Source organism: Mesorhizobium sp. M7D.F.Ca.US.005.01.1.1, assembly GCF_003952545.1.
In the GTDB taxonomy this organism is placed as follows: Bacteria; Pseudomonadota; Alphaproteobacteria; order Rhizobiales; family Rhizobiaceae; genus Mesorhizobium; species Mesorhizobium loti.
In genome coordinates this window covers 1,382,331-1,405,628 of the sequence record NZ_CP034453.1, presented here as the reverse complement: position 1 = coordinate 1,405,628, position 23,298 = coordinate 1,382,331, and the positions used below count along the sequence as shown (strand labels likewise).

The following is a 23,298-nucleotide window of genomic DNA, read 5'->3' as shown; positions in this document are numbered from 1 at the left end:
CCTTGCCCAGATGGAACACAGAGCCAAAATGCATCAGCCGCTCGTCGCCATATCGACCGACGTCCGTCAGTTCGACAACTACACTTGGCATGCCGCCCCGCAGCAATATCTGGAAGCGGCGATCACCGGCGCCGGCGTGTTCCCGCTGCTGGTGCCATCGTTTGGCGACCGGCTCGACTTCGACGAACTTCTGTCGTCAGTCGACGGCGTCATGGTCACCGGCTCGAAATCCAATGTGCATCCATCGCTCTATGGCGGCGATGCCAGCGAAGCCAATGGCCCCTATGACCCGGCGCGCGACGCCACGACGCTGCCGCTGATTCGCCGGGCGATCGAACGCGGCGTGCCGCTGCTCGCCATCTGCCGCGGCATCCAGGAATTGAACGTGGCGCTCGGCGGCACGCTGGGCACCGAGATCCAGGAGCGCGAGGGTTCGCTCGACCACCGCGCGCCGGTGAGCGACAAACAGGACGAACGCTTCGCCATCCACCAGACCATTTCGATCAAGCCAGGCAGCTGTCTGGCCGGCGTGTTCGGTGCCGGCGACATCAAGGTCAATTCGTTGCACCGCCAGGCGATCGACCGGCTCGGCTCGAAGCTGCAGATCGAGGCCGTCGCCAGCGACGGCACGGTCGAGGCGGTTTCGGTGCGCGACTCCCGCGCCTTTGCCGTCGGCGTGCAGTGGCATCCGGAATATTGGGTCAAGTCGGACAGCAACTCGGTGAAAATATTCCGGGCCTTCGGCGATGCGGTTCGGCTGCACGCCGCAGCGAAGGCTGGCGCGCGGGCCGCAGCGGAATAATCAGTCGCCGGATTTCTTATCACCGGTGGCCGCCAGCGACAGCAGCGGCAGCGCCGGGGCATAGGATTCGTAGCCGTCGCCGTCGGCAGCCGCGAAGGTAACTATCGGATCGACGCCGTTGGCGCTGAAGGCGACCGTGCCGTCGTTTTGCTCGCGCCAGAACTTCGCCTGCTCTATGCCCGGCAAGAGCCGGCGGCATTTCGGAGCAACGGTGAGCAGCGACAACCCGTCCGAAATTTCGGCCCCGCGGCTGACCGCACAGGCCGCCTCATCGCCATTGGCGACCAGCCTGTAGCTGTTGGACGGGGCGGCCTCGTTGGCCACGCTTTCCCCGCTGCCTAGATGAAACAGCTGAACGCCGCCAAACAGCGCTGTGACAGCGATCAATGCGGAAAGTGCTTTCATCTTCTTCATCCACGCACACGGACAGGATGGAGAATGATTCCAAAGGGTTAAGCTGACGTTAATAAGTATGGCGGCGCCACTCCTGATATCAACGGATGTCGAGGACGAAACCGTCGGACTATTGCGGGACTGCCAACGAATAGCGATCTGAAAGGAGCTTGAAGAGCCACTCCCGCTCGACATCGGTGGCGGCTGAGGCAAGTTGGACCCTCTGGGCACCCGCGTCGACTGTCAGGCGGTTGCACGTATCGCCCTCGCGTAGTTTCAGCGATTTGAGCTGCGTCCGGTCGATTTTGAGTTCGGTTCGTTTCGGCAATAGAGAGGGCCATACAGGGAAGGACCTGGAGCTAGGCATCTTGAAGGGCGGTACTCCCGGATCATAGACGAGCCCAGCGACCTCCAGCTTCATCATTTCAGGCACGGATCTCTGGAAAACGCGGCGAACCGTCAGCACCGCAAAGAGGCCCCCGATCGTCCAGGCACAAAGCCAGAATACGAGAAATGCCGTTCCGCCTCCAACCGGCATCGTCATGATCTGGTGGGCGGCGAAAATCTCTCCGAAAGCCCAGCCGCCAAGCCAGAAAAGCATGAATACGCCTGCCATATAGGTGGCGGCGGGCGGTTTTGGGTAGGGGATCGAAACGACCTGCTCCCGGCCACTGGTTGCGACCGAGATGGTGGAGTTTTCGGGCAGCTTCACAGCCATCGGATTGCCCTTTGGCTAGCCTCGAGCCTTCACACTCACCGTCTCCGGTACCGGCGTCAGCGGCCGGCGCTCCGTGAACCAGGACACCAGATTGTCGACGCACAGATCCGCCATGGCGCGGCGTGTATGGTCCGAGGCCGAACCGACATGCGGCAACAGCGAGGTGTTCGGCGCGTCGAGCAGCGCCTTGGGCACGTTCGGTTCGTCGGCAAAGACATCTAGGCCGGCAGCGGCGATGGTGCCGTTGGCGAGCGCTGCCGCAAGCGCTGCCTCATCGACCGTGCTGCCGCGGCCGATGTTGACGAAGATACCGTTGGCGCCGAGCGCCGACAGGATTTCGGCGTTGACCGCCTTCTCCGTCGAGGCGCCGCCCGGCGCCACCGAAATCAGCGTATCGACGGCTTCGGCAAGCCCTTTCAGCGTCGGGTGGTACGGATAGGAAAGGCCTTCGACATGGCGCCGGTTGTGGTAGGCGACCGGCAGGCCAAAGGCTTCCAGACGCCGGGCGATGGCCTGCCCGATGCGACCCATGCCAAAGATACCGACGTTGCGCCCGCGCAAGGTCAGCCGGCTCAGCGGATAGTTGCCCTTGCGCACCCAGCTGCCGTCACGCAGCCAGGTTTCGGCGCGCGGCAGGTCGCGGACAGTGTTGATCAGCAGCCCGATGGCGGTGTCGGCGACCTCCTCGGTCAACACGTCAGGCGTGTTGGTGACCATGATGTTGTTCGCGGCCGCATGGCCTACATCGACCGAATCATAGCCGACGCCGAACGAGGCGATGAGTTCGAGATTGGGCAGTGCATCCATCATCGCCGCGTTGATGCCGGCGAACGAAGCGATGCCACGCACATTGCTGCGCATCTCGTCGGTGACCAGAGACGGATCGGCGCGTTCGACTGTGACGCGCCTGAATGTGTGATTGATGCGGTCGACCGCGTGGTCGTTGAAATCGCCCGGCACCAGAATGGTGACGGTCTGCAGTTGTTCGGCCTTGGTCATGCACGCTCCACCGGCTTGCCGGTCGACTGACGCACATGCAGTTCCGGCTTGATCAATTCCTGCGAGGGTCGCACCGTCTGCCCGTTGAGCTTGTCGAGCAGCGCGCTGGCGGCGCGGCGGCCAACCTCGCGCTGGCCGTTCCAGACGGTGGTCAGCGCCGGCGTCGCAATCGCCGCCTCTTCAAGATCGTCATAGCCGGTAACGGAGATATCGACGCCCGGCACCAGGCCGGCGCGGGCAATGCCGTTCATCAGGCCGATGGCGACAAGGTCGTTCCAGCAGCAGGCAGCGGTCGGTCTGTCCTTCAGCGCCAGGAACTGTCCGGCGGCCTCGAAACCGGCTTGCTTGGTGCGCGGGCCGGCAATGCGCCAGGACGGCCTGACTTCCAGTCCGGCCGCGTCCATCGCGTTGACATAACCCTGATAGCGGTCGCGGCCGGTCGAGGTCTGGTCGGTGCCGCCGATCATGGCGATGCGCTTGTGGCCGAGCGAGATCAGATGGTTGGTGGCAAGCCCGGTGCCATAGGCATCGTCGCCGCGAAAGACCGGCACGTCGGCGCCCTCGACGGTGCGCGCGATCAACACCGCCGGCAGGCCGTTCTCCTCGGCCATCACGATGTCGGAAGCTGGTGTGCCGATGGCCGGCGACATGATGACGCCGTCGGCGCCAAGCTGCAAAAGCGTGTCGATGAAAGTGCGCTGCTTTTCGAGCTGATCATAGTGGTTGGACAGGATGAAGGTCTGCCGGCTGCGGTCGAGCTCGCTTTCGATCGAGCGCAGTATCTCGGCGAAGAACGGGTTCATGATGTCATGGACGACGACGCCGACAATGCCCGAACGCGAGGTGCGCAGGCTGGCGGCGCGTCGGTTGTAGATATAGCCGATGGCGCGGGCATGTTCCTTGATGCGGTCGCGGGTGGCCCCGGCAACCAGAGGGCTGTCGCGCAGCGCCAGCGAGACCGTGGCCGTGGACACGCCGAGCGCATCCGCGATCGTCGAAAGCTTGATTTTCTGTGCCAGCGCCTTGCGCTCCCCGGACCTGAATTTCCAGACCTAAACTGTTTAAAGGCGGCGTTATGCCACCGATCGGGGGCAAATCAAAGTTTTTTTGCCAGCGCTTCGGCCTCGACATCGGAGGCCGCGCGGCTCTGCAGCCGAAGCCGGTGCTCACGATGGACGATGTAGAGGCCGCTGGCGACGATGATGGCGGCGCCGACCAGCGTCCAGCGGTCGGGAAACTGCTTGAAGACGATCCAGCCGGATATGATCATCCATACCATCTGCGAATAGGGATAGGGCGCCAATGCCGTGGTTGTCGCCAGCCTGTAGGCCTGGACCAGCAGCCAGTGGCCGACGCCGCCGAACACGCCGAGCATGAGCAGCACGAACCAGTGCCAGCCGTCATGCGGCAGCGAAAACGAAAATGGCAGCAAGGGCAACAGCAGCAGCGCCGGCGCCAGCGCCGAGAACAGGATGAGGCTTTCCGATGTCTCGGTCGCCGACATGCGGCGCGTCATGATGACGTAGAAGCAGTTCGACAGCATCGAGCCGAGAGCGAAAAGATGCCCGATGCCGAAAACGCCGACGCCCGGCCGGGTGATGATGAGGACACCGGCGAAGGCCGCCAGGATCGCCAGCCAGCGCCGCCAGCCTGCCCACTCGCCAAGCAGCGGACCGGCCAGCGCCGTGATTACCATCGGCCCGAAGAAATAGATCGAGGTGGTCTCGGCCAGTTGCAGGGAGCGCAGCGCCAGGACGTTGAATATGGTCGAGCCGAACAGGAACAGGCCGCGCAGGACATGTGCGGGCAGGTTGACCGGGCGGAACCGCACCGGTTGGCGCCAGCCGCGCAGCAGCGTGCCGACCAGCACCACATGCACGGCAAAGCGCACCCAGGCAACGATCAGCACGGAAACGCCGGCAAGGACGAGGTATTTGCTTGAGGTGTCGAGGAAGGTGAAGAAGACGTAGGTGGAAAGCATGCACAGGATCGCCACCGGGGGCGTTGCGCTTTCTGGATGTCTTTGGGGAGCACTCACTTGCAGGCCGGGTGGGAAGCTGGGCTGAAGCCCACCTTTGCGGGAATTGCCGGCTCCCGGCAAGCCAATTGTCGCCTGCCGCCACACCAAAGCCGGCTGGCATAACAAGAGCCCAGGCGGGTTTGGTCCATGCTTCGGAAAACTAGGCGTGCATGCGGGCGCCCTTGGTGATCTTGTCGACTAGCTTCTTCTCGGCGCGTATCGCAATACCGACCACCTTGGCGTCTTCAGGCGCGAATTCGGCGAAGACGGCACGGTTGGCCGCATCAAAGCCGGTCGCGAACATCTCCTCGACATAGAGCGAGGTGGTCGCGCCGCGCTCCAGCGTGCGCCGGTGGATGGTGCCCAACGTTGCCTGGTCGGCGGACAGCACGATGACGGGCTGGATCGACAGCGGGTTGTAGAGATTGCCGGCGCGGTCGCGATAGGGCCCGCCGATGATGTCCGGAAACTGGGCCACGATGCCGCTGGTCAGAAAGGCCGTGACGTTGAGTTTCTGCCAGACCGGCAGATCTTCCCTGAGCACGATTGCAAATTTCGTATCGAACATGAGACATTGGCCATTCGAGCTTGTGCCCCAATGCGAGGCTGAAGGAGACGATGTCGCACGATCTAGACAGCCAGGCCTTCAGGGGTCTTGGACGTTTGTGCGTTGATGCTGCGGAGAACTGCATCATCTCCGCCCCCGACCCCACCGGCATGGAGCGGATCGAGGCGCGCTTCCATGGCAGCGCGTTCGACCTGCATCGCCACGATACCTATTCGATCGGGGTGACGCTGCACGGGGTGCAGACGTTTCGCTATCTCGGTGCTACGCGCCACAGCCTGCCCGGCCAGATCATCGTGCTGCATCCCGACGAGCTGCACGACGGCGGCGCCGGGACCGAGGACGGCCTGCGCTACCGAATGCTCTACCTGGAGCCGTCGCTGATGCTCGGCTGCCTTGGCGGCGCGTCGCTGCCTTTTGTCAGGGATGGCGTGGTGACGGACACCGCCTTCTGCGCGACGCTGCTTTCGGCGCTGGGACCGCTCGAGCAGGAACTCGACGAGTTGTTCGTCGACGACTTCCTGACGCAACTGATGCAAAGCCTGACACGGCATGCCGGCCAACCGGCGAAGCCGATTACCAGGACAGCGTGGCGGGCGGCGACACTGGCGCGCGACTATCTCACGGAAAACCTGACCCGGCCGGTGCGTTCCGGCGAACTGGAAGCGATAACCGGGCTCGACCGCTACGCCTTGTCACGGCATTTCCGCGCCGCTTTCTCAACCAGCCCGCATCGCTTCCTGGTGATGCGCCGGCTTCAGCGCGCGCGGCGGATGATCGCTGCCGGCGAGCCACTGGCGCAGATCGCTATCGAAGCCGGCTTCAGCGACCAGAGCCATTTTATCCGGCAATTCAAGAAGGCGTTCGGCATGACGCCGGGGCGCTGGTCGTCGCTGGTCCATGGATCCACCGCAAAGGCAGCCTGATCGCCTGCCGCGACGATCGGCTGATCAGTCGTCCGACTCGGCGTCGTCGTCGATGAGCACCAGTTCCTCGTTCGAGAGGTTGGCCTCGATGCGGGCAAGCAGCTTGAACAGCGCCTTCTGGTCCTTCTTGTCGAGGCCCTTCAGCGCCTGCTTCTCGGTCTTCTTCACCGATTTCTCGATGGCGTGGATGATGTCGCGACCGGTGTCGGTGAGGAAAATATGCGCCTGGCGAGCATCCGCCGACGAGGCGCGCTTCTCCAGGAAACCCTGGGCCTGCAACCGGTTGATGGTCTTGGTGATGGTGGGTGGGCGCACGCCGAGGCGGCCGGCGAGATTGCCCGGCGTCTGGCCATCCTCGCGGTCGAGCGCCAACATGATCTGGTCCTGGCCGGCATAGAAGCCATGCGCCAGAAGCCGAGCCGCCAGCGCGGTTCTTGCCAGTCTTGCCGCCGAATGCAGCCGGCTCATTGTCGCAGTCTTGTCCGCCTTGGCCATGGTCATCCCTCTTCGGCCGTACCGGTGCGGGCAGCATAGAGACAGCCGGCCGGTTGGCAATCGACGATCAAAAAGTTTCCGGAGCTTCAAACAGCTTTGCCGGCAAGCATTGTGGTGTCCGCCGTGGCTAATGCCAGATGTTTATTTCAGTTAGATGACAAACGAGTTTTCGCGGCCGGAGTTTTCGTCGGGAGCAGGGTGGGGAAGGGAACGTCGCTCAGCCGGGCTTCACCGCGACGATCATCAGCGCCTGATAGGCATCCTCGACCTCGCGCAGTGCGGCCTGCGACTGCGGGCCGGCCTGCCTGGCAATGCCGTCTGCAGCGTTCGAGGTGTCGCGCTTGCCGGGCCGGTCATTGTAGGGCGCGACAGAGGTGAAGATCTGCTCGCTGAGACTGTCGGGGAAAAACAACTGGCCGGTCATCACCGACCTGTCGTCGGGGAAAACCTTGAAATGGATATGGGTGGTGCGACCGCGATACCAGCCGGGATAGATGGTCGCGAAGGAAACGATGCCGCGCGCGTCGGTCTTCTGCCAGCCACGCAGGAAGGTCTGGCCCGACGTGTCGACGTCGCGGCCGTCACCTTGTCCCGGATAGCCGGAATAGGCACCTTGCGCGTCGCAATGCCAGATGTCGACACGAGCGCCGGCAAGCGGGCGGCAGCCCGCGTCGACAACCTGCAGCCGGACGTCAAGGGCAATACCCTTCTTACCTTCGGTGACATCGGCACGTTCGAGTTTTGGGTCGAAATAGAACGGCCCTTCTGTCACCTCAGGTGTGATGGCGCAGACACCGGCGCCGGTTTCGAACAGGGCCAGTCCGGCATAGAGCGAGGCCTGGGTAGCCGAAGATTGGGCGGCCATTGCCGAGGCCGGCAGGAACACTCCACCTCCGGGGGTGACCGCGATCAAACCGAGCGCCTGGCGCCGGCTCAATGAGAAGGAGGATGGCTCTCCGGACATATCTTGCCTCTCGAATTGGCCTCCCGCGTCCTGATCTAGGCAATCACAGCGGCTCTCGCCAGTCAAAATTCGGTAATGGCGGCAGCTGGTTTGGCCCATCGGTTTGCCTCGTGCAAAAGCGCGGCACACACCCTATATGGAACCGACAATCCATTCTTCGAGGCCGGATTTTTCGAGGCCCAGACAGTTCGAGGCAAGCCATGAGCGACGCACAGACGCAGATCCCCGTAACCGTTCTCACCGGCTATCTCGGCGCGGGCAAGACGACACTGCTCAACCGCATCCTGTCGGAAAACCACGGCAAGCGCTACGCCGTCATTGTCAACGAGTTCGGCGAAATCGGCATCGACAACGACCTGATCGTGGAATCCGACGAGGAAATCTACGAGATGAACAATGGCTGCGTGTGCTGCACGGTGCGCGGCGATCTGATCCGTGTCGTCGAGGGCCTGATGCGCCGACCCGGCCGCTTCGACGCCATCGTCGTCGAGACCACCGGGCTCGCCGATCCGGTGCCGGTGGCGCAGACCTTCTTCATGGACGACGACGTACGCTCCAAGACCAGGCTGGACGCGGTGGTGGCGCTGGTCGACGCCAAGCACCTGCCGCTACGGCTCAAGGATTCCAGGGAAGCCGAGGACCAGATCGCCTTTGCCGATGTCGTCGTGCTCAACAAGACCGACCTCGTCACTCCGGAAGAGCTCGCCAAGGTCGAAGCGACGATCCGCGCCATCAATCCGGCGGCAAAGATCCATCGCACCACCCGCGCCGGCGTCGACCTGTCCGAAGTGCTCGACCGCGGTGCCTTCGACCTATCCAGGGCGCTGGAAAACGACCCGCATTTCCTCGAGGCGCATGACGATCACGACCACCACGACCATGACCATGACCATGACGGCCACGATCACCATGATCATGACGGGCACGACCACCACCATCACGCGCATGCTTCCGACATCCATGACGTGACAGTGCAGTCGGTGTCGCTGCGCGGCGGCGAGATGGACCCGAAGAAGTTCTTCCCGTGGATCGAGAAGATCACCCAGATGGAAGGCCCCAACATCCTGCGGCTGAAGGGCATCATCGCGCTCAAAGGCGACGACGAGCGCTATGTCATCCAGGGCGTGCACATGATCATCGAGGGCGACCACCAGCGCGCCTGGAAGGACGGCGAGAGACATGAGAGCCGGCTGGTGTTCATCGGCCGTGAACTCGACGCCGAGCGGCTGAAGAAGAGCTTCGACGCCTGCCAGGTGGGCTGACCGCAATAAAATGCCCCGCTTGCTCGATCTCGCCGATGATTTCCTGACCATCGGCGATGTCATCAGACTTTCCGAGAATTACGATCTCGGGCCGGATTCCGGCCCGGTCGATCTTCTGATCTTCGATCCCCACGAAGACGAGGCCGGGCTCGGTCTCATGGTCACATCCGGTTACAAGGCAGGGCTGGTCTTCGCGGTGCTGCCCGAGGAAAGCCGGTTCGAGAAAAAACCCGGGCTTTCGAGAACTTGGTTGATCGAAAACTGGGACAAATGGTTCGTCTTCACCTATCAAGGCGGCCCGGTTCCGATCGAGGAAACCGTTATCCTACGCTGGAACGAACGAATGACCGTTGAGATTTGCCATGCCGACCGTCGCCCCGCTTGATCTCGAAGGCCATTGCATCGCTGCCGTCTTCCTCGGCGACGTGCCGCATTTCGCGATGGCCGATGGCGCCGTCCATCGGCTCGAGCATGGTCACAAGACAGTTCAGGCCAATGACGGGCTGCTCGCCGCCTTCCATGATGCGGCCAATGACCGGCTGATCACCGGCGGCGAGGACGGTAAGGTGTTTGCCGTGAAAGCGAGCGGCGAGGCCACGGAATTGGCAAGCGCGGCCAAGAAGTGGATCACCAGCGTCGCCGCTGGACCGCAAGGCGCCATCGCCTATGCGACGGGCAAGACCGCCTTCGTGCGCTTTGCCGATAGCAAGACCAGGGAATTCGTCCATCCGCGTTCGGTCGAGGGGCTGGCCTTCTCGCCCAAGGGCATGCGCTTTGGCGTTGCCCGCTACAATGGCGCGACGCTGCATTTCCCGGCCGCCGAGGGCAAGCCGGTGGAGCTCGAATGGGCCGGCGCCCACACCGGCATCACCTTCTCGCCGGATGGCGCCTTCCTCGTCACCACCATGCAGGAAAACGCGCTGCACGGCTGGAAGCTCGCCGACGGCAAGCACATGCGCATGACCGGTTATCCCGGCAAGGTCAAAAGCCTGTCGTGGAGCGTGAAGGGCAAGTGGCTGGCGAGTTCCGGCGCGCCGGCGGCGATCGTCTGGCCGTTTTCAGGCAAGGACGGCCCAATGGGCAAGGCGCCACTGGAACTCGGCACGCGCGGTAACGCCATGGTGACGGCTGTCACCTGCCACCCGAGCCAGGATGTCGTCGCCATCGGCTATGATGACGGCATGGTGATGGCGGTGCGTTTTGCCGACGCCAAGGAAGTGCTGTTGCGGCGACCGGGCAAGGGCGCCATCACCTCGATGATGTGGGACAAGGAAGAACGCCGCGTCGCTTTCGGCAGTGCGGCCGGAGATTGCGGCGTCATCGACATCACGGCGTAGTTCAGGACTTATTCAGCCCCGCACGACACCTTGCCCGTCAACTCAGCCGGCTTGCCGTCCTTGTCCGTGTCGGCGGCATTGTCATAGATGGCAAGCGTGTACTGCCCGTCATAGACGCCTTCGTCGCTGGCCTTGGTCAGGATCGTCAGCTCAACATAGTTGTAAGCATCTGCGAGCTGATGCTCGCGGTAGATGTTCAGCCGCAACTCCTTGCCGTCCAGCCAGTACTGGGTCAGGTTGGAATCCTCGAACACCGTCTTGCGCAGATGATCGCCGACGGGCCTCGCCTTGATTTCGAGATCGCCGCGAAAGTTGAAGGTCGGGCCGCCCATGCCTCTGGTGACGCCGGCGCCGACATCGAATGTCACAGCCGTATCGTCAACGTCGCACCAGATGCCGCCGGAGGCGAAAGCCGCGCTGGCCGACAACAGCAGCGTTGCCACACAGATGATCGTCCGCATTTTTGCTGTCCCCACCTCAATTCCCGCTCGTATTGGCGCTGACTTCGGCAGCATGGTCAAGCGCCGCTGCCAAAGGCTGAGCCAACGCAGGACAGACGCGCGGCCAATTGCGGATGCGGACACGGATTGTCTAAGAGGGATCGACCAGAGGGGTTTTCATGCATAGCGACACGTCCAAGACGTCCATCGGCGGCATCAGCCGCGACCGCATTGCCGAGCTGCGCGACACAGAGGGGACTGCTTTCCGCAAGGCGCGGCCAAAGTCGCAAGCCAAGGTCGGCAACGGCCTGCCCGGCTTCTTCGGCGGCATGCCGATGCACTGGATGAACGACTGGCCGACGCCGTTTCCGATCCTGGTCGACAGCGCCAGGGGCGCGACCATCACCGATATCGACGGTATCAGGCTCGACGATTTTTGCCTTGGCGACACCGGCTCGATGTTCGGCCATTCGCCGACGCCGGTGGCGCGCGCCATTCGCCGCCAGGCCGGGCGAGGCCTGACCTATATGCTGCCCTCGGAAGACGCGCTCGCCATCGGGCCGCTGCTGCAGCAGCGTTTCGGCCTGCCGTTCTGGCAGATCGCTACGACGGCGACCGACGCCAACCGCTTTGCATTGCGCGTTGCCCGCGCCATCACCGGCCGGGAAAAGATCCTGGTCTTCAATGGCTGCTATCACGGCTCGGTCGACGAGACGATGATACGGCTGATCGACGGCAAGCCCGTCAACCGGCCGGGATTGGCCGGCGAGTTCCGCGACCTGACCCGCACGGCCAAGGTGATCGAGTTCAACGATGTTTCAGCACTCGAAGCCGCGCTCAGGGATAAGGATGTGGCCTGCGTCATCGCCGAACCGGTGCTGACCAATTCCTGCATGGTGCTGGCTGATCCGGGCTACCATGACGCGCTGCGCAAACTAACGCGCCAAGCCGGCACACTGCTTCTGATCGACGAGACACATACGATCTCGACCGGTCCCGGCGGCTACACCAGGAAATACAGGCTGGAGCCGGACTTCTTCGTGCTCGGCAAGCCGATTGCCGGCGGTGTGCCTGCAAGCGTGTGGGGCATGAGCGACGACGTTGCCTCGCGCTATGCAGATTACAACAGGGCCAAGGAACCGGGCTATTCCGGTATGGGCACGACGCTCTCGGCCAACCCGCTACAGTTCGCAGCGATGCGCGCCACGCTTGAAGAGGTGATGACGCAGGAAAATTATGACCGGATGGATCATCTGGCGCGGCGGCTCGATGCCGGGCTGACCGGCGTGATCGACCGCTATCGCCTGCCCTGGCATGTTTCCCGTGTCGGCGCTCGTGTCGAGTTCATCTGCGCGCCCGGCCCCTTGAGGAATGGCGCCGAGGCGGAAGTGGCGCATGCGCCGGAACTGGAGGCCGCAATCCATGTCGCGCTGGTCAATCGCGGCGTGCTGATCGCCCCGTTCCACAACATGATGCTGATTTCGCCGGCGACGTCAGGTGCCCAGGTCAACCGGCTGATCACCGCCTTCGGCGCGGTTGCGGCAAAGCTTGCGGCATGAGACAAGCGGCGATGGACCATCCCAATGCCATGATGACCTCACCTTCGGGCTCGACACCCGCCGAGGCGCAAGCCTTTCTCGACGCCCATCCCGAGATCGAAGCCTTCGATATCGTGCTGACCGATGCCAATGGCGTCGGCCGTGGCAAGATCGTGCGCCGGCATGAGCTGAAGAGCATCTTCGAGGGCGGCCGCCATATGCCGATCTCGATCCTCGGCCTCGATATCACCGGCGAGGATGTGCACGAGACCGGGCTGATCTGGACGACTGGCGACGGCGACCTCAGGGCATGGCCGATCCCCGGCACGCTGGTGCCGCTCTACGGCACAAATCCGCCGCGTGGCCAGTTGCTGATGGCTATGTACATGCTCGACGGCCGGCCGATGTCGTCGGATCCGCGGCTGGCGCTGGCGCGACAGGTCGAGATCCTGGCGGCCAAGGGTCTCTATCCGGCCGGCGCCTTCGAGCTGGAATTCTTCCTGCTGGCCAATGAGCGCGATGCCGACGGCAAGGTGCAGCCGGCGCGCGCCGTGCTCGACGGCCGCGTCTCGGGCAAGACCGAAGTCTATTCCGTCGACCATCTGCACGGCATGGAGCCGCTGTTTTCCGACATCTATGCAGCGGCCAAGGCGCAAGGCATTCCGGCCGAGACGGTGATTTCGGAATATGCGCCCGGCCAGTACGAGCTGACGCTGAACTACCGCAAGGACGTGATGCGGGCGGCCGACGACCTGGTCATGCTGAAGCGGCTGGTGCGGGCGCAGGCGCGGCGCCATGGCGTCACCGCCTGTTTCATGGCCAAGCCGATCGAGAAATATGCCGGCTCTGGCATGCATTTCCACGTCTCGCTGCAGGACAAGGCCGGCCGAAACGTCTTTGCGGAAGCCGGCGGCGAGAGCTGGTCGCTGCCGCTGCTGCAGGGGCTCGGCGGTCTGATCCAGACGATGGCGGAATCGATGCTGGTGTTTGCGCCGCACGCCAATTCCTGGCGGCGCTTCGTCTCGCAATCCTATGCGCCGGTGGCGCCGACCTGGGGCGTCAACAACCGTTCGGTGGCGCTACGCGTGCCGGCGGGCGATGCCAGAAACCGGCGAATCGAGCACCGGCCGTCCGGCGTTGACGCCAACCCCTATCTGATCGCCGCAACGGTGCTGGCCGGCATCATCAAAGGTCTGGATGAAGGTCTCGACCCTGGTCCGGAAACCACCGGCAACGGCTACGAGGCGGCGGTCACACGCACGACGATGCCTGTCGACTGGCGCGCCGCGATTGAAGCTGCCAGGGCGTCTGCGTTCCTGAAAGGCGCGCTCGGCGAGGACTTGCACCGGACCTTCGTGGCGATCAAGCAGTCCGAGTATCTGCGCGTGGCGCGCACGGTCAGCGAACTGGATTACCACCTCTATTTGCACGAGGTGTGAGGGAGGAACCATCCTCGGCCTTGTCCATTTTCAATATCGAAATGGAAAGGCAAGGTGATGGCGACCACAGGCCTTCCGCGTAAGGCGAAGATGCCGGCCCGGCGCGTTTCCGTGCCGCGCGCCGAGCCGATATCGGACGAGACCGATCCCACCTCGATCACGGAACTGCGCGAGGCTGCGAAAGGTTGCCGCCGCTGCCCGCTGTGGCACGACGCGACCCAGACCGTGTTCGGCGAGGGTCCTGATGATGCCAGGGTGGTCTTTGTCGGCGAACAGCCGGGCGAACAGGAAGATCTCGCCGGCAAACCTTTTGTTGGCCCGGCGGGCAAGGTGTTCAATGCCATCCTCGATGAGGCCGGAGTCGACCGGCAAAAGATCTATGTCACCAACGCGGTCAAGCACTTCAAATTCGAGCCGCGCGGCAAGCGCCGCATTCATTCCAAGCCAAATGCCGGCGAGGTTCGGGCCTGCCGCTGGTGGATCGACAGGGAGTTCGCGCTGATCAAGCCGGAGCTGGCTGTAGCGCTGGGCGCAACGGCGGCGTTGTCGCTGCTGGGCAAGGCGATCCCGGTGACAAAAATGCGTGGCCAGGTGATCGAGCGCGAGGATGGCTTGCGCGTCTTCATCACCATCCACCCGTCCTTCATCCTACGCATCCATGAGCCGGCGGACAAGGAAGCTGAACGCGAGCGGTTCCTGCACGACATGAAGCAGGTCAAGCGGCTGATGGCCGCCTAAAAAGCTATCTGATCAGGATCGCCCTGAGATCGTTGACATTCGTGCCGGTCGGACCAGGCACGAAAAGATCGCCGACGGCATTGAACGCCGTCCAGGCATTGTTACCGGCCAGCATCGCCTTGGCGTCGACGCTGGCTGCGCGCATGCGCGCCACGGTGGAGCCATCTGCGAAGGCACCGGCATTGTCTTCCGAACCGTCGATGCCGTCAGTGTCGGCGGCCAGCGCGTGGATACCGTCGACGCCATTGATGCCGATGGCGAAGGCGAGCAGGAATTCCGAGTTGCGGCCGCCCTTGCCTTTTGCCCGCAACGTCACCGTGGTTTCGCCACCCGACAGGATCAGAACCGGTTTCGAAAATGGCCGGTTGCGCGTCGCCACCTCGCGCGCGATGGCCGCATGGACGCCGCCAACCTCGCGCGCTTCGCCCTCGATGGCATCGGAGAGGATAACCGCCTCGACGCCTTGCCGTTTCGCTTCCGCCGCTGCTGCTTCGAGTGACACGCCGGCAGAGGCGATCAGATGCACTTCGTTGCGCGAAAAGCGCTCATCCCCAGGGCTTGGTGCATCGGCGGCCGGCGAATTGATGTGAGCCATCACCGCGGCCGGCAGTTTCATGCCATAGGCTGATATCGAGGCCAGCGCGTCTTCGCGGCTGCCGGTATCCGGTACCGTCGGGCCGGAGGCGACCAGCGCCGGATTGTCGCCGGGAATGTCGGAAACGACCAGCGACACCACCTTGGCCGGCCAGGCGGCCGCCGCCAGCCTGCCGCCCTTGATGGCGGAAAGGTGCTTGCGGATGGTGTTCATCGCCGCGATCGGGGCGCCGGAGGCGAGCAGCGCCTCGTTGACGGCGATCTCGTCGGCGAGCGTCAGGCGGTCAGCGGGTGACGGCAGCAGCGCCGAGCCGCCACCCGAAATCAGCGCCACGACCAGATCGTCCGCCGTCAGTCCCTGGACCTTGGCGAGCAGGCGCTGCGAGGCTTCGAGCCCGGCGGCGTCCGGCACCGGATGCGCCGCCTCGATGATCTCGATGCGCTCGCAGGTTGCGCCATAGCCGTAGCGGGTGACGACCAGCCCTTCGATGGGGCCGTCCCACGCCTTTTCGAACGCCGCCGCCATCTGCGCCGAGCCTTTGCCCGCGCCAATGACGATGGTGCGGCCCTTGGGTTTGGCCGGCAAATGATCCCGGATGGTTCGTTCCGGATCGGCAGCGGCGACGGCCGCGTTGAAGATGGAGGTGAGGAACGATTTGGGGTCGAGTACGGTCATTCGGCTTCCCGAGGCAATGCCAGGCCGCGCTTGTCAACGCCCAAATGATCGCACAGCGCATCGACCACGACGCCGTGATCCTCGCGCTCCGGTAATCCGGAGACGGCGATCACACCAATGACGCCGGCGCCCTTGACCGTCACCGGAAAGCCGCCGCCAGCCAGCACATAGTCTGAAATGTCGAGACCCTCGCCAACCTTGAAGGTGCGGTCGGGGCGCTGCTGCTCCAGCACCATGCGATAGGTGCTTTTCAGGAACCGCTTGACGACATTGATCTTGCGCCGTGCCCAATCCGGATTGGAAGCGTTCGAGCCCGGCAGCGCGGCATAGAAGAGCGGCCGGTCGAAGGTCCTGATATCGACGATAACAGGCAGGTTCTCGGCGAGCGCGCGGTCGCGGATGGCTGAACCGATCCTGAAAGCAACGGCCTCGTCAAAGGCGGCGAAGACCAGGACTTCTTCCTGTCTCTTGATCAGAGCGATGTCGTCAGCAACGGCCATGTCGTTCCCCTGTCAACTTCGCCGCACGCTTTGACCGATGGCCGCCGCCGGGTCAAGCAAGGAACACATTGGAGCGCTCTAAATCGCCATGTCGGTCTTCGCCGCTTTACCGGCGACATAGACCTCGCGCACGGCGCGGTCGTCACCCAGCGTCTGCAGGAGAAACAGTTCCTGCGCCAGCGTCTCGACCGTTTCCATCCTGAGCCGCATCGCCGGCGTCGCCCTGGCGTCGAGCACGACGATGTCGGCATCGCTGCCTTCATCCAGCGTGCCGATCTTCTGCGCCACCGACAGCGCCTCGGCATTGCCGCGCGTCACCTGCCAGAAGGACTGGAACGGGTTCAGCTTCTCGCCGTTCAGCGCGATCACCTTGTAGCCCTCGTCCATGGTGCGCAGCATCGAATAATTGGTGCCGCCGCCGACATCGGTGGCGGCGGCGATCCGGATCGGCTTGTCGCGGCGGCGGAAGCGTTGGTAGTCAAAAAGGCCAGAGCCGAGGAACAGGTTCGAAGTCGGGCAGAACACCGCCACCGAGCTTGAGTCCGAAAGCGCATCAGCCTCACGCTCCGACAGATGGATGCAATGGCCGAACAGGCTCTTCTTTCCTAACAGCCCGTAATGCTCGTAGACATCGGTATAGTCGCGCGACCACGGATAGAGTTCCTGCGTGAAGGCGATCTCGGCGTGGTTTTCCGAAAGGTGCGTCTGCATGTGCAGGTCGGGATGTTCGCGGCACAGCGCGCCCGCCATCTCCATCTGCTCCGGCGACGAGGTGATGGCGAAGCGCGGCGTGATGGCATAAAGCTGGCGCCCCTTGCCATGCCATTGCGCGATCAACGCCTTGCTGTCGTCATAGCTGGATTGCGGCGTGTCGAGCACGCCGTCCGGCGCATTGCGGTCCATCATCACCTTGCCGGCGATGTTGAGCATGTTGCGGTCATGCGACTCGGCAAAGAACGCCTCCGCCGAGGCTTTGTGTACCGAGCAGTAGGCGGCGACCGTCGTTGTGCCGTGGCGCACCATTTCGTCGAGGAACAGCCGCGCGATGCGGCGGCCATGCTGCGCGTTGGCGAACTTCGTTTCTTCCGGAAAGGTATAGGTGTTCAGCCAGTCGAGCAGTTCTGCGCCATAGGAAGCGATGACCTGCATCTGCGGGAAATGCACATGCGCATCGATGAAGCCCGGCAGCAGCAGATGCGGCCGATGGTCGATTTTTTTCGTCTCCTCGCCGGCCTGCTTTTCAACATCAGCATAGGTGCCCGCGGCGACGATCCTGCCGTCGCGGATCAGCAGGCCGCCATCCTCCTCGTAGCGCCAGGCGGAATGGTCGTCGATGGTTTCGGGCCAACGCACAAAGGACAGCGTGCGGCCGCGCAGAAGCGTGGAGGTCATGCTATTTTCCCGCGCCTTCGAACCAGGCCACCAGCAGCGCCCGCTCCTTGTCGGTAATCTGCGAGACGTTGGCGGGCGGCATGGCGTGGCTGCGGCCGGCCTGCAGATAGATCTCGCGGGCGTGGTTGGCGATATCAGCGTCGGTGTCGAGCATCACGCCCTTCGGCGCATGATAGATGCCCTCGTAGACCGGCTCCGCCGCATGGCACATCGAGCAGCGGCCGAGCACGGTGTCGCGCACGGCCGGAAAATGCGCTGAAGCGACATAGATTTGCGCCGCCGCCGATTCCCTGGGCTCGCCGGTCAGCACCTTCGGCGCGGTCGACAGCCAGATGATGACGATGAACAGGACAAGTGCTGCCATCCAGGTCCAGGTCGGATTGCCCTTGCGCGCATGGATGGAGTTGAAATAGTGCCGGATCAGCACGCCGATGATGAACACCAGCGAGGCGATGACCCAGTTGAACTCAGTGCCGAACGCCAGCGGATAGTGGTTCGACAGCATCAGGAACAGCACCGGCAGCGTCAGATAGTTGTTGTGGAGCGAGCGCTGCTTGGCGATCTTGCCGTATTTCGGGTCAGGCTTGCGGCCGGCGATGAGGTCGGCGACGACGATCTTCTGGTTGGGGATGATGACCATGAAGACATTGGCCGACATGATCGTCGCGGTGATGGCGCCCAGATGCAGGAAGGCAGCGCGGCCGGTGAACAGGTGCGTCAGCCCCCAGGCGATGAACACCAGAACGCAGTAGAGCACCAGCATCAGCCCGGTATCGCTCTTGCCCAGCGGCGAGCGGCACAAGAGATCATAGACCACCCAGCCGACCCCGATCGTTGCCAGCGACAGCAGGATACCGACCGGCACAGACATGGGCAGCACATTCGGATCGATCAGGAACAGATCGGCTCCGGCATAATAGACGACGCACAGCATGGCGAAGCCGGACAGCCAGGTGGCGTAGGATTCCCATTTGAACCAGGTCAGGTGTTCCGGCATCTCGGCAGGCGCCACCAGATATTTCTGGATGTGGTAGAAACCGCCGCCATGCACCTGCCACTCCTCGCCGAAGGCGCCGACAGGCATGCCCGGACGCTGGCGCAGGCCGAGATCGAGCGCGACGAAGTAGAAGGACGAGCCGATCCAGGCGATGCCGGTGACGACATGCAGCCAGCGCACGGCAAAGCTCAGCCAGTCCCAGAAAATCGCGAAATCCATCATTGAAGTCGTCCCTGCCGATCCGGTGACTTTACGGGCTGGAGCGCAAACGGAAAGAGGCGAGGTGCACGATGACTTTCAAAAAAAAATGGAAAATACTAGGCTGATCGCTGCAAACCGGCGAAGGTGCTCTGCATGGCCTATCTCGACAACATTGCCGTCTTCGTTCGCGTCGTTGAACTCGGCAATCTGTCGGCGGCCGGCCGCGACATGCGCATCTCGCCAGCGGTCGCCTCCAACCGCATCAAGGAGCTGGAGAAGCATCTGGGGGTGCGGCTGTTCAACCGCACCACACGGCAGTTGATGCCGACAGAGCATGGCACGGTTTTTTACGGAGGCGCCAAGCAGGTGCTGGAGGCGATCACCGAGGCGGAAGCGGCGGTCTCGGCGCTTTCCGGGCAACCGCGCGGCACCATCCGTGTGACCGCGCCCCTCGGCCTCGGGCGCCGGCTGGTGGCTTCGGGCATTCCGGATTTTCACGACAAATATCCTGATATCGAGGTGCGGCTGAGGCTCTCGGACCACAATGTCGACATCATGAAGGAAGGCATCGACGTCGCCTTCCGGCTCGGCATCATCGAGGATTCCAGCCTCAGGATGCGCGGCATCATGGAATGCGAACGCGTGCTGGTGGCGGCGCCGAAATATCTGGAGGCGCGCGGCGAGCCAATTGAGCCGCAGGAGCTGATCGGCAAGAAACACGACTGCCTGATGCTGCGCTATTCCGGCGCGCGCGAATATGTGTGGACGCTGCAGACCCCCACGGGCCCGCAGAAATTCGAGGTGCACGGGCCGTATGACACCGACGATGGCGACGTGCTGACCGGATGGGCACTGTCCGGCCGCGGCATCATCAACAAGCCGCGCTTCGAGGTCGAGCCGTTTATCCGCGACCGACGGCTGAAGGTGATCCTTAGCAGCACGCCGCCGACACCGGTGCAATTCGCCGCCGTCTATCCGCATAAGAAGCTGCAGGATCCAAAAGTGCGGCTGCTGCTCGACTTCATGGCCGAGCGCTGCCAGCGGCTGATCAACGATCTGCTTGCTGGCAAATAGGACTGGCCGGCAAGTGAGCGGCGGTTGGCCCAGCGCCGGCGGTTGCCATCCCAGGACGTGGCGAACATAGTTCAGGTCGATTTTCGTCTTGCAGGGACCATCGATGGACAACGGCGCCACAATGCATCTTGCCGTTTCGCTGTTTGCGGGAACCGCCGATCCATCACCGGAGCCGGAATTCAGCCGCCTGGCTGGTTTCATGCAAAAGGCCGAAGCAGCTGGGCTGGACATGGTGTTCCTTGCCGATTCCGTGCCGGCTTCGAGTAACGATGCAGCAAGTAGGCAGATGCCCTTCGAAGCGACGACGTTGCTGGCCGCACTGGCCACAGTGACTACCAGGATCGGCCTCGTTGCCGCTGCCTCGACAATTGCCCACCAGCCCTACAATCTGGCGCGCCGTTTTGCTTCACTCGACATCATCAGCCATGGCCGCACCGGCTGGAACGCGACCATGGCGCAGAATCCGCGCGAAGCGGCCAATTTTAGCCGGCCGGAGGGGTTTTCATCAGGCGATTTCCGCCGCCGCACCGGAGAATATATCGACATCGTTCAGGGCCTGTGGAACGGCTGGGATGCGGACGCGCTCCTGTTCGACCAGAGCGGCGGCCGCTTCCACGATCCCGAAAAGATGCACCTGCTCGAGCACAATGGCGAGTTCTTTTCCGTGCGCGGACCGCTGAACGTCGCACGGTCGCCACAGGACACGCCGGTGCTGGTCTTGTCGGGCCTGCGGGAATCCGACTTCGATATTGCCGCCCGCACCGCCGATGTCATCCTGCTTGACGACGAACCGATCGAGAATGCGCAAGCACGCTATGACGAACTGAAGCGCCGCGTCGCCGCCTGCGGACGCGATCCGGATGCCGTGAGGCTTCTGATGAATATCTCGCTCGTCACCAATGGCACCGCCAAGCCGACCATTGCCGACAGCATGGAAAAAGGTTTCCGGGCGAAAAACTGCGACGGGTTTAACATCCTGATGCCGGCACAACTCTCAGCACTCGACGATTTCGTCGATCTGGTCTTGCCGGCGCTGCGGCTGCGTGGCCTGTTTCGAGAGAACTATCGCGGGACAATTTTGCGCTCGCACCTCGGGCTTGCCGGCGGAGGTGACCAATGACCGCTGGCCAGATGAAGCTCGGCGCCTTCCTATGGGCGACAGGTCATCACATCGCCGCCTGGCGCCACCCCAAGGCACACGTGACCGCCGGCATCGACATCGACCATTACATCCAGCTGGCACGCACAGCGGAGGCGGCGAAGTTCGACATGGTGTTCTGCGAGGATGCCGCCGGGCTGCGGGAGGCCAATGTCGGCATCGCCAGCCAGACGTCGCGCTCGATCGGTTTCGAGCCGATCAGCCTGCTCTCGGCGCTCGCCGTCCAGACCAGCCGCATCGGCCTCGTCTCGACGGCCTCGACAAGCTACAACGAGCCCTATGGGCTGGCACGAACCTTCCTGTCGCTCGATCATCTGAGCGGCGGCCGGGCCGGCTGGAACCTGGTCACCTCGGCCAGCCCCATCGAAGCCGCGAATTTCGGCTCGACCGGCTTGCGTCCGCATGCCGACCGTTATGAGCGCGCGCGTGAGTTTGCTGAGGTGGTTGCCGGACTTTGGCACGGCAAGCTCGATGCGGCTTCCGGTCACGACGGCCAGAGCTTTTCGGTGCGGGACCCGCTCGACCTGCCGCGTTCGCCGCAGGGGGCGCCAGTGCTGGTTCAGGCCGGCGCTTCGGATGTCGGCCGCGACCTTGCCGCCCGCACCGCCGATGTCGTGTTCACGGCGGCGCAGACCTTCGAGGAAGCCAAGACCTTCTACGACGATCTCAAGGGGCGTATGGCGGCCTACGGGCGCGAGCCGGACGACATCAAGATCATGCCGGGCGTAGCACCCGTGGTGGCGGAGACCGAGGCGGAGGCCCGTGAAAAATACGAGGAATTGCAGGAGCTGATCCCCGACGATGTCGGGGTCGCGCTGCTGTCCAGCTATCTCAGCATCTCCGACCTGTGGCGCTATCCGATCGACGGGCCGCTGCCCGAACTGCCGGAGAGCGAGGGCATGAAGAGCCGGCAGGCTCTGGTCATCGAACAGTCACGCCGCGACAATCTTTCCATTCGCCAGCTCGCCCGCCATTTTGCCGGCGCGCGCGGCCATTGGCGCATTGTCGGCACAGCGGCCCAGGTCGCCGACGAGCTGCAGGCGCGATTCGAAGGTGGCGCGGCTGACGGCTTCAACGTCATGCCCTCTTACTTCCCCGGCGAACTCGATGCCTTTGCCACGCTCGTTGTGCCGGAACTGCAGCGGCGCGGCCTGTTCCGGACGGAGTACGAGGGCCGCACATTGCGCGACCATCTGGGTCTGAAACGGCCGGCATGAGCATGCGTGGGCCTATGCTTCGTCCATCATCCGGGCGGTGCCTGAAACCCTGATCGAACTCCCGGGCGTTGGCGGAATGTCGGCGTGCAGGCGCGAGCGCATGCCCATGTCTTCGCCTTGCACGATATCGATCGCGCCGCCATGCGGCCAGCCAAAGTCACGCAGATAGCCGGCGAAGGCGGCTGTCGACGCCCCTGTCGCCGGATCCTCATAGACGCCGCCGGACGCGAACGGGTTGCGTGTGTGGAAAAGACGCGGCGTTTCCGCATAGGCCAGCAGGATCGTCACCAACCCTTCTCGCCGCATCAGGGCTTGCCCGGCTTTCAGATCGTAGCGCATGGCGGCCAGCGCCTGCCGCGACTTGAGGGCAAGCACAAGATGGTCTGCGCCGCCATGGATCAGCGCCGGTGGAATGGCCGGATCGAGATCGCTTGAGGTGTAACCGAACAACGCCAGCGCTTCGGAAATCAGCTCAGGCGAGGCCGGTTTGCTGCGTGTCGGCGGCGACTGCAGCGCGGCAGCGACATTTACACCATCGCGAAACCCTTCGACGGTTATGCTGGCCTGGTTCAGGGTCAGCGGGAAAACTCCATCGCCAAACTGCCGGACCAGCGCCGCACCAAGCGCGATGGTGGCATGCCCGCAAAAGGGAACTTCGGTTTCCGGCGAGAAATAACGGACCCGCCAGCCGTCGCCTTCAGGAGCGGCAAAGGCGGTTTCCGAGAATCCGACCTGCGCTGCCAGAAGCTGCATGTCGGCCGCATCGGGCAAGATATCGCTGATCAAGACTCCGGCAGGGTTGCCGCCGGTGTTGCCATCCGAAAAGGCCGCGATTTTCAGAACGTCCATTTG

At 63.4% G+C, this 23,298-nt stretch carries 25 protein-coding genes; 11 read left to right on the top strand and 14 right to left on the bottom strand.

All coding sequences use genetic code 11. The annotated features are described in order from the left end of the window. Positions 1–28: 28 nt before the first annotated feature. A complete protein-coding gene (locus EJ076_RS06860; protein ID WP_126067369.1) occupies positions 29–802 on the top strand; it encodes a gamma-glutamyl-gamma-aminobutyrate hydrolase family protein in 774 nt (257 codons plus the stop codon). On the opposite strand, the gene EJ076_RS06855 is transcribed toward EJ076_RS06860, so the two are convergent. From EJ076_RS06855 to EJ076_RS06830, 6 genes are all read right to left on the bottom strand, one after another. Next, positions 803–1,207 carry a hypothetical protein gene (locus EJ076_RS06855; RefSeq protein WP_109666697.1) on the bottom strand — a complete coding sequence of 135 codons (405 nt, stop codon included), beginning with the start codon at positions 1,205–1,207 and terminating at the stop codon, positions 803–805. 118 nt (positions 1,208–1,325) lie between these two features. Then, positions 1,326–1,913 (bottom strand): hypothetical protein, encoded by a 588-nt coding sequence (locus tag EJ076_RS06850; protein WP_109665671.1) that lies wholly within the window; start codon positions 1,911–1,913, stop codon positions 1,326–1,328. Positions 1,914–1,928: 15 nt separating this feature from the next. After that, positions 1,929–2,912, bottom strand: coding sequence for a 2-hydroxyacid dehydrogenase (locus tag EJ076_RS06845; RefSeq protein WP_126067368.1), 984 nt, complete (start codon positions 2,910–2,912; stop codon positions 1,929–1,931). Further along, entirely contained in the window at positions 2,909–3,931 is a 1,023-nt protein-coding gene (locus EJ076_RS06840) for a LacI family DNA-binding transcriptional regulator (RefSeq protein WP_109665662.1), read from the bottom strand. Before EJ076_RS06840 ends, EJ076_RS06845 begins: the two co-directional genes overlap by 4 nt. Positions 3,932–4,008: 77 nt before the next feature. Further along, the gene (locus EJ076_RS06835; RefSeq protein ID WP_164548558.1) at positions 4,009–4,893 is read right to left on the bottom strand and encodes a DMT family transporter; all 885 of its coding nucleotides are present in this window, start codon (positions 4,891–4,893) and stop codon (positions 4,009–4,011) included. 199 nt (positions 4,894–5,092) lie between these two features. Further along, positions 5,093–5,500: a DUF2000 family protein gene (locus EJ076_RS06830; RefSeq protein ID WP_126067367.1), complete on the bottom strand. Its 408-nt coding sequence runs from the start codon at positions 5,498–5,500 to the stop codon at positions 5,093–5,095. 50 nt (positions 5,501–5,550) lie between these two features. Between EJ076_RS06830 and EJ076_RS06825 the strand changes: the two genes are divergently transcribed. After that, a complete protein-coding gene (locus tag EJ076_RS06825; RefSeq protein ID WP_126067366.1) occupies positions 5,551–6,423 on the top strand; it encodes an AraC family transcriptional regulator in 873 nt (290 codons plus the stop codon). 24 nt (positions 6,424–6,447) lie between these two features. On the opposite strand, the gene EJ076_RS06820 is transcribed toward EJ076_RS06825, so the two are convergent. Both EJ076_RS06820 and EJ076_RS06815 read right to left on the bottom strand, forming a co-directional pair. Then, positions 6,448–6,918 carry a MarR family winged helix-turn-helix transcriptional regulator gene (locus EJ076_RS06820; RefSeq protein ID WP_109666695.1) on the bottom strand — a complete coding sequence of 157 codons (471 nt, stop codon included), beginning with the start codon at positions 6,916–6,918 and terminating at the stop codon, positions 6,448–6,450. 217 nt (positions 6,919–7,135) lie between these two features. Beyond that, entirely contained in the window at positions 7,136–7,882 is a 747-nt protein-coding gene (locus EJ076_RS06815; RefSeq protein ID WP_126067365.1) for an intradiol ring-cleavage dioxygenase, read from the bottom strand. A gap of 200 nt (positions 7,883–8,082) precedes the next feature. On the opposite strand from EJ076_RS06815, the gene EJ076_RS06810 reads away from it, so the two are divergent. Genes EJ076_RS06810 through EJ076_RS06800 form a run of 3 tightly spaced genes read left to right on the top strand, consistent with a single transcriptional unit; the run spans position 8,083 to position 10,481 of the window. After that, complete coding sequence (locus EJ076_RS06810; protein ID WP_126067364.1) at positions 8,083–9,144, top strand: GTP-binding protein; 1,062 nt, start codon at positions 8,083–8,085, stop codon at positions 9,142–9,144. 10 nt (positions 9,145–9,154) lie between these two features. After that, complete coding sequence (gene imm45, locus EJ076_RS06805; RefSeq protein ID WP_126067363.1) at positions 9,155–9,529, top strand: Imm45 family immunity protein; 375 nt, start codon at positions 9,155–9,157, stop codon at positions 9,527–9,529. After that, on the top strand, positions 9,507–10,481 hold the full coding sequence (locus tag EJ076_RS06800) for a WD40 repeat domain-containing protein (protein WP_126067362.1): 975 nt from the start codon (positions 9,507–9,509) through the stop codon (positions 10,479–10,481). Before imm45 ends, EJ076_RS06800 begins: the two co-directional genes overlap by 23 nt. An 8-nt stretch (positions 10,482–10,489) precedes the next feature. Here the strand turns inward: EJ076_RS06800 and EJ076_RS06795 are convergent, their stop codons facing one another. Continuing rightward, entirely contained in the window at positions 10,490–10,942 is a 453-nt protein-coding gene (locus tag EJ076_RS06795; RefSeq protein WP_126067361.1) for a hypothetical protein, read from the bottom strand. A gap of 158 nt (positions 10,943–11,100) precedes the next feature. Between EJ076_RS06795 and EJ076_RS06790 the strand changes: the two genes are divergently transcribed. From EJ076_RS06790 to EJ076_RS06780, 3 genes are read left to right on the top strand one after another with little or no spacing between them, the layout of a single operon-like run. Continuing rightward, the gene (locus EJ076_RS06790; RefSeq protein WP_126067360.1) at positions 11,101–12,480 is read left to right on the top strand and encodes an aspartate aminotransferase family protein; all 1,380 of its coding nucleotides are present in this window, start codon (positions 11,101–11,103) and stop codon (positions 12,478–12,480) included. 11 nt (positions 12,481–12,491) lie between these two features. After that, entirely contained in the window at positions 12,492–13,898 is a 1,407-nt protein-coding gene (locus EJ076_RS06785) for a glutamine synthetase family protein (RefSeq protein ID WP_126067359.1), read from the top strand. A gap of 57 nt (positions 13,899–13,955) precedes the next feature. After that, the gene (locus tag EJ076_RS06780; protein ID WP_126070976.1) at positions 13,956–14,636 is read left to right on the top strand and encodes a UdgX family uracil-DNA binding protein; all 681 of its coding nucleotides are present in this window, start codon (positions 13,956–13,958) and stop codon (positions 14,634–14,636) included. 4 nt (positions 14,637–14,640) lie between these two features. On the opposite strand, the gene EJ076_RS06775 is transcribed toward EJ076_RS06780, so the two are convergent. The 4 genes from EJ076_RS06775 to EJ076_RS06760 form a co-directional block, all read right to left on the bottom strand. Beyond that, positions 14,641–15,906 (bottom strand): glycerate kinase, encoded by a 1,266-nt coding sequence (locus tag EJ076_RS06775; protein WP_126067358.1) that lies wholly within the window; start codon positions 15,904–15,906, stop codon positions 14,641–14,643. Then, positions 15,903–16,406, bottom strand: coding sequence for a heme-degrading domain-containing protein (locus EJ076_RS06770; protein WP_109665623.1), 504 nt, complete (start codon positions 16,404–16,406; stop codon positions 15,903–15,905). The genes EJ076_RS06775 and EJ076_RS06770 overlap by 4 nt, the downstream gene beginning before the upstream one ends. Before the next feature lie 78 nt (positions 16,407–16,484). Continuing rightward, complete coding sequence (gene guaD, locus EJ076_RS06765; protein WP_126067357.1) at positions 16,485–17,798, bottom strand: guanine deaminase; 1,314 nt, start codon at positions 17,796–17,798, stop codon at positions 16,485–16,487. A 1-nt stretch (position 17,799) separates the two neighbouring features. Continuing rightward, a complete protein-coding gene (locus EJ076_RS06760) occupies positions 17,800–19,017 on the bottom strand; it encodes a urate hydroxylase PuuD (protein WP_126067356.1) in 1,218 nt (405 codons plus the stop codon). A gap of 132 nt (positions 19,018–19,149) precedes the next feature. On the opposite strand from EJ076_RS06760, the gene EJ076_RS06755 reads away from it, so the two are divergent. The 3 genes from EJ076_RS06755 (at position 19,150) to EJ076_RS06745 (ending at position 22,446) form a co-directional block, all read left to right on the top strand. Continuing rightward, positions 19,150–20,070, top strand: a complete 921-nt coding sequence (locus tag EJ076_RS06755; RefSeq protein ID WP_027039874.1) for a LysR family transcriptional regulator — start codon at positions 19,150–19,152, stop codon at positions 20,068–20,070. Between the two features lie 103 nt (positions 20,071–20,173). Beyond that, positions 20,174–21,190 (top strand): LLM class flavin-dependent oxidoreductase, encoded by a 1,017-nt coding sequence (locus tag EJ076_RS06750; protein WP_126067355.1) that lies wholly within the window; start codon positions 20,174–20,176, stop codon positions 21,188–21,190. Next, complete coding sequence (locus tag EJ076_RS06745; RefSeq protein ID WP_126067354.1) at positions 21,187–22,446, top strand: LLM class flavin-dependent oxidoreductase; 1,260 nt, start codon at positions 21,187–21,189, stop codon at positions 22,444–22,446. The genes EJ076_RS06750 and EJ076_RS06745 overlap by 4 nt, the downstream gene beginning before the upstream one ends. 12 nt (positions 22,447–22,458) lie before the next feature. Here EJ076_RS06745 and EJ076_RS06740 read toward each other — a convergent pair whose 3' ends face one another. After that, positions 22,459–23,295 carry a PhzF family phenazine biosynthesis protein gene (locus EJ076_RS06740; protein ID WP_126067353.1) on the bottom strand — a complete coding sequence of 279 codons (837 nt, stop codon included), beginning with the start codon at positions 23,293–23,295 and terminating at the stop codon, positions 22,459–22,461. Positions 23,296–23,298 lie beyond the last annotated feature (3 nt).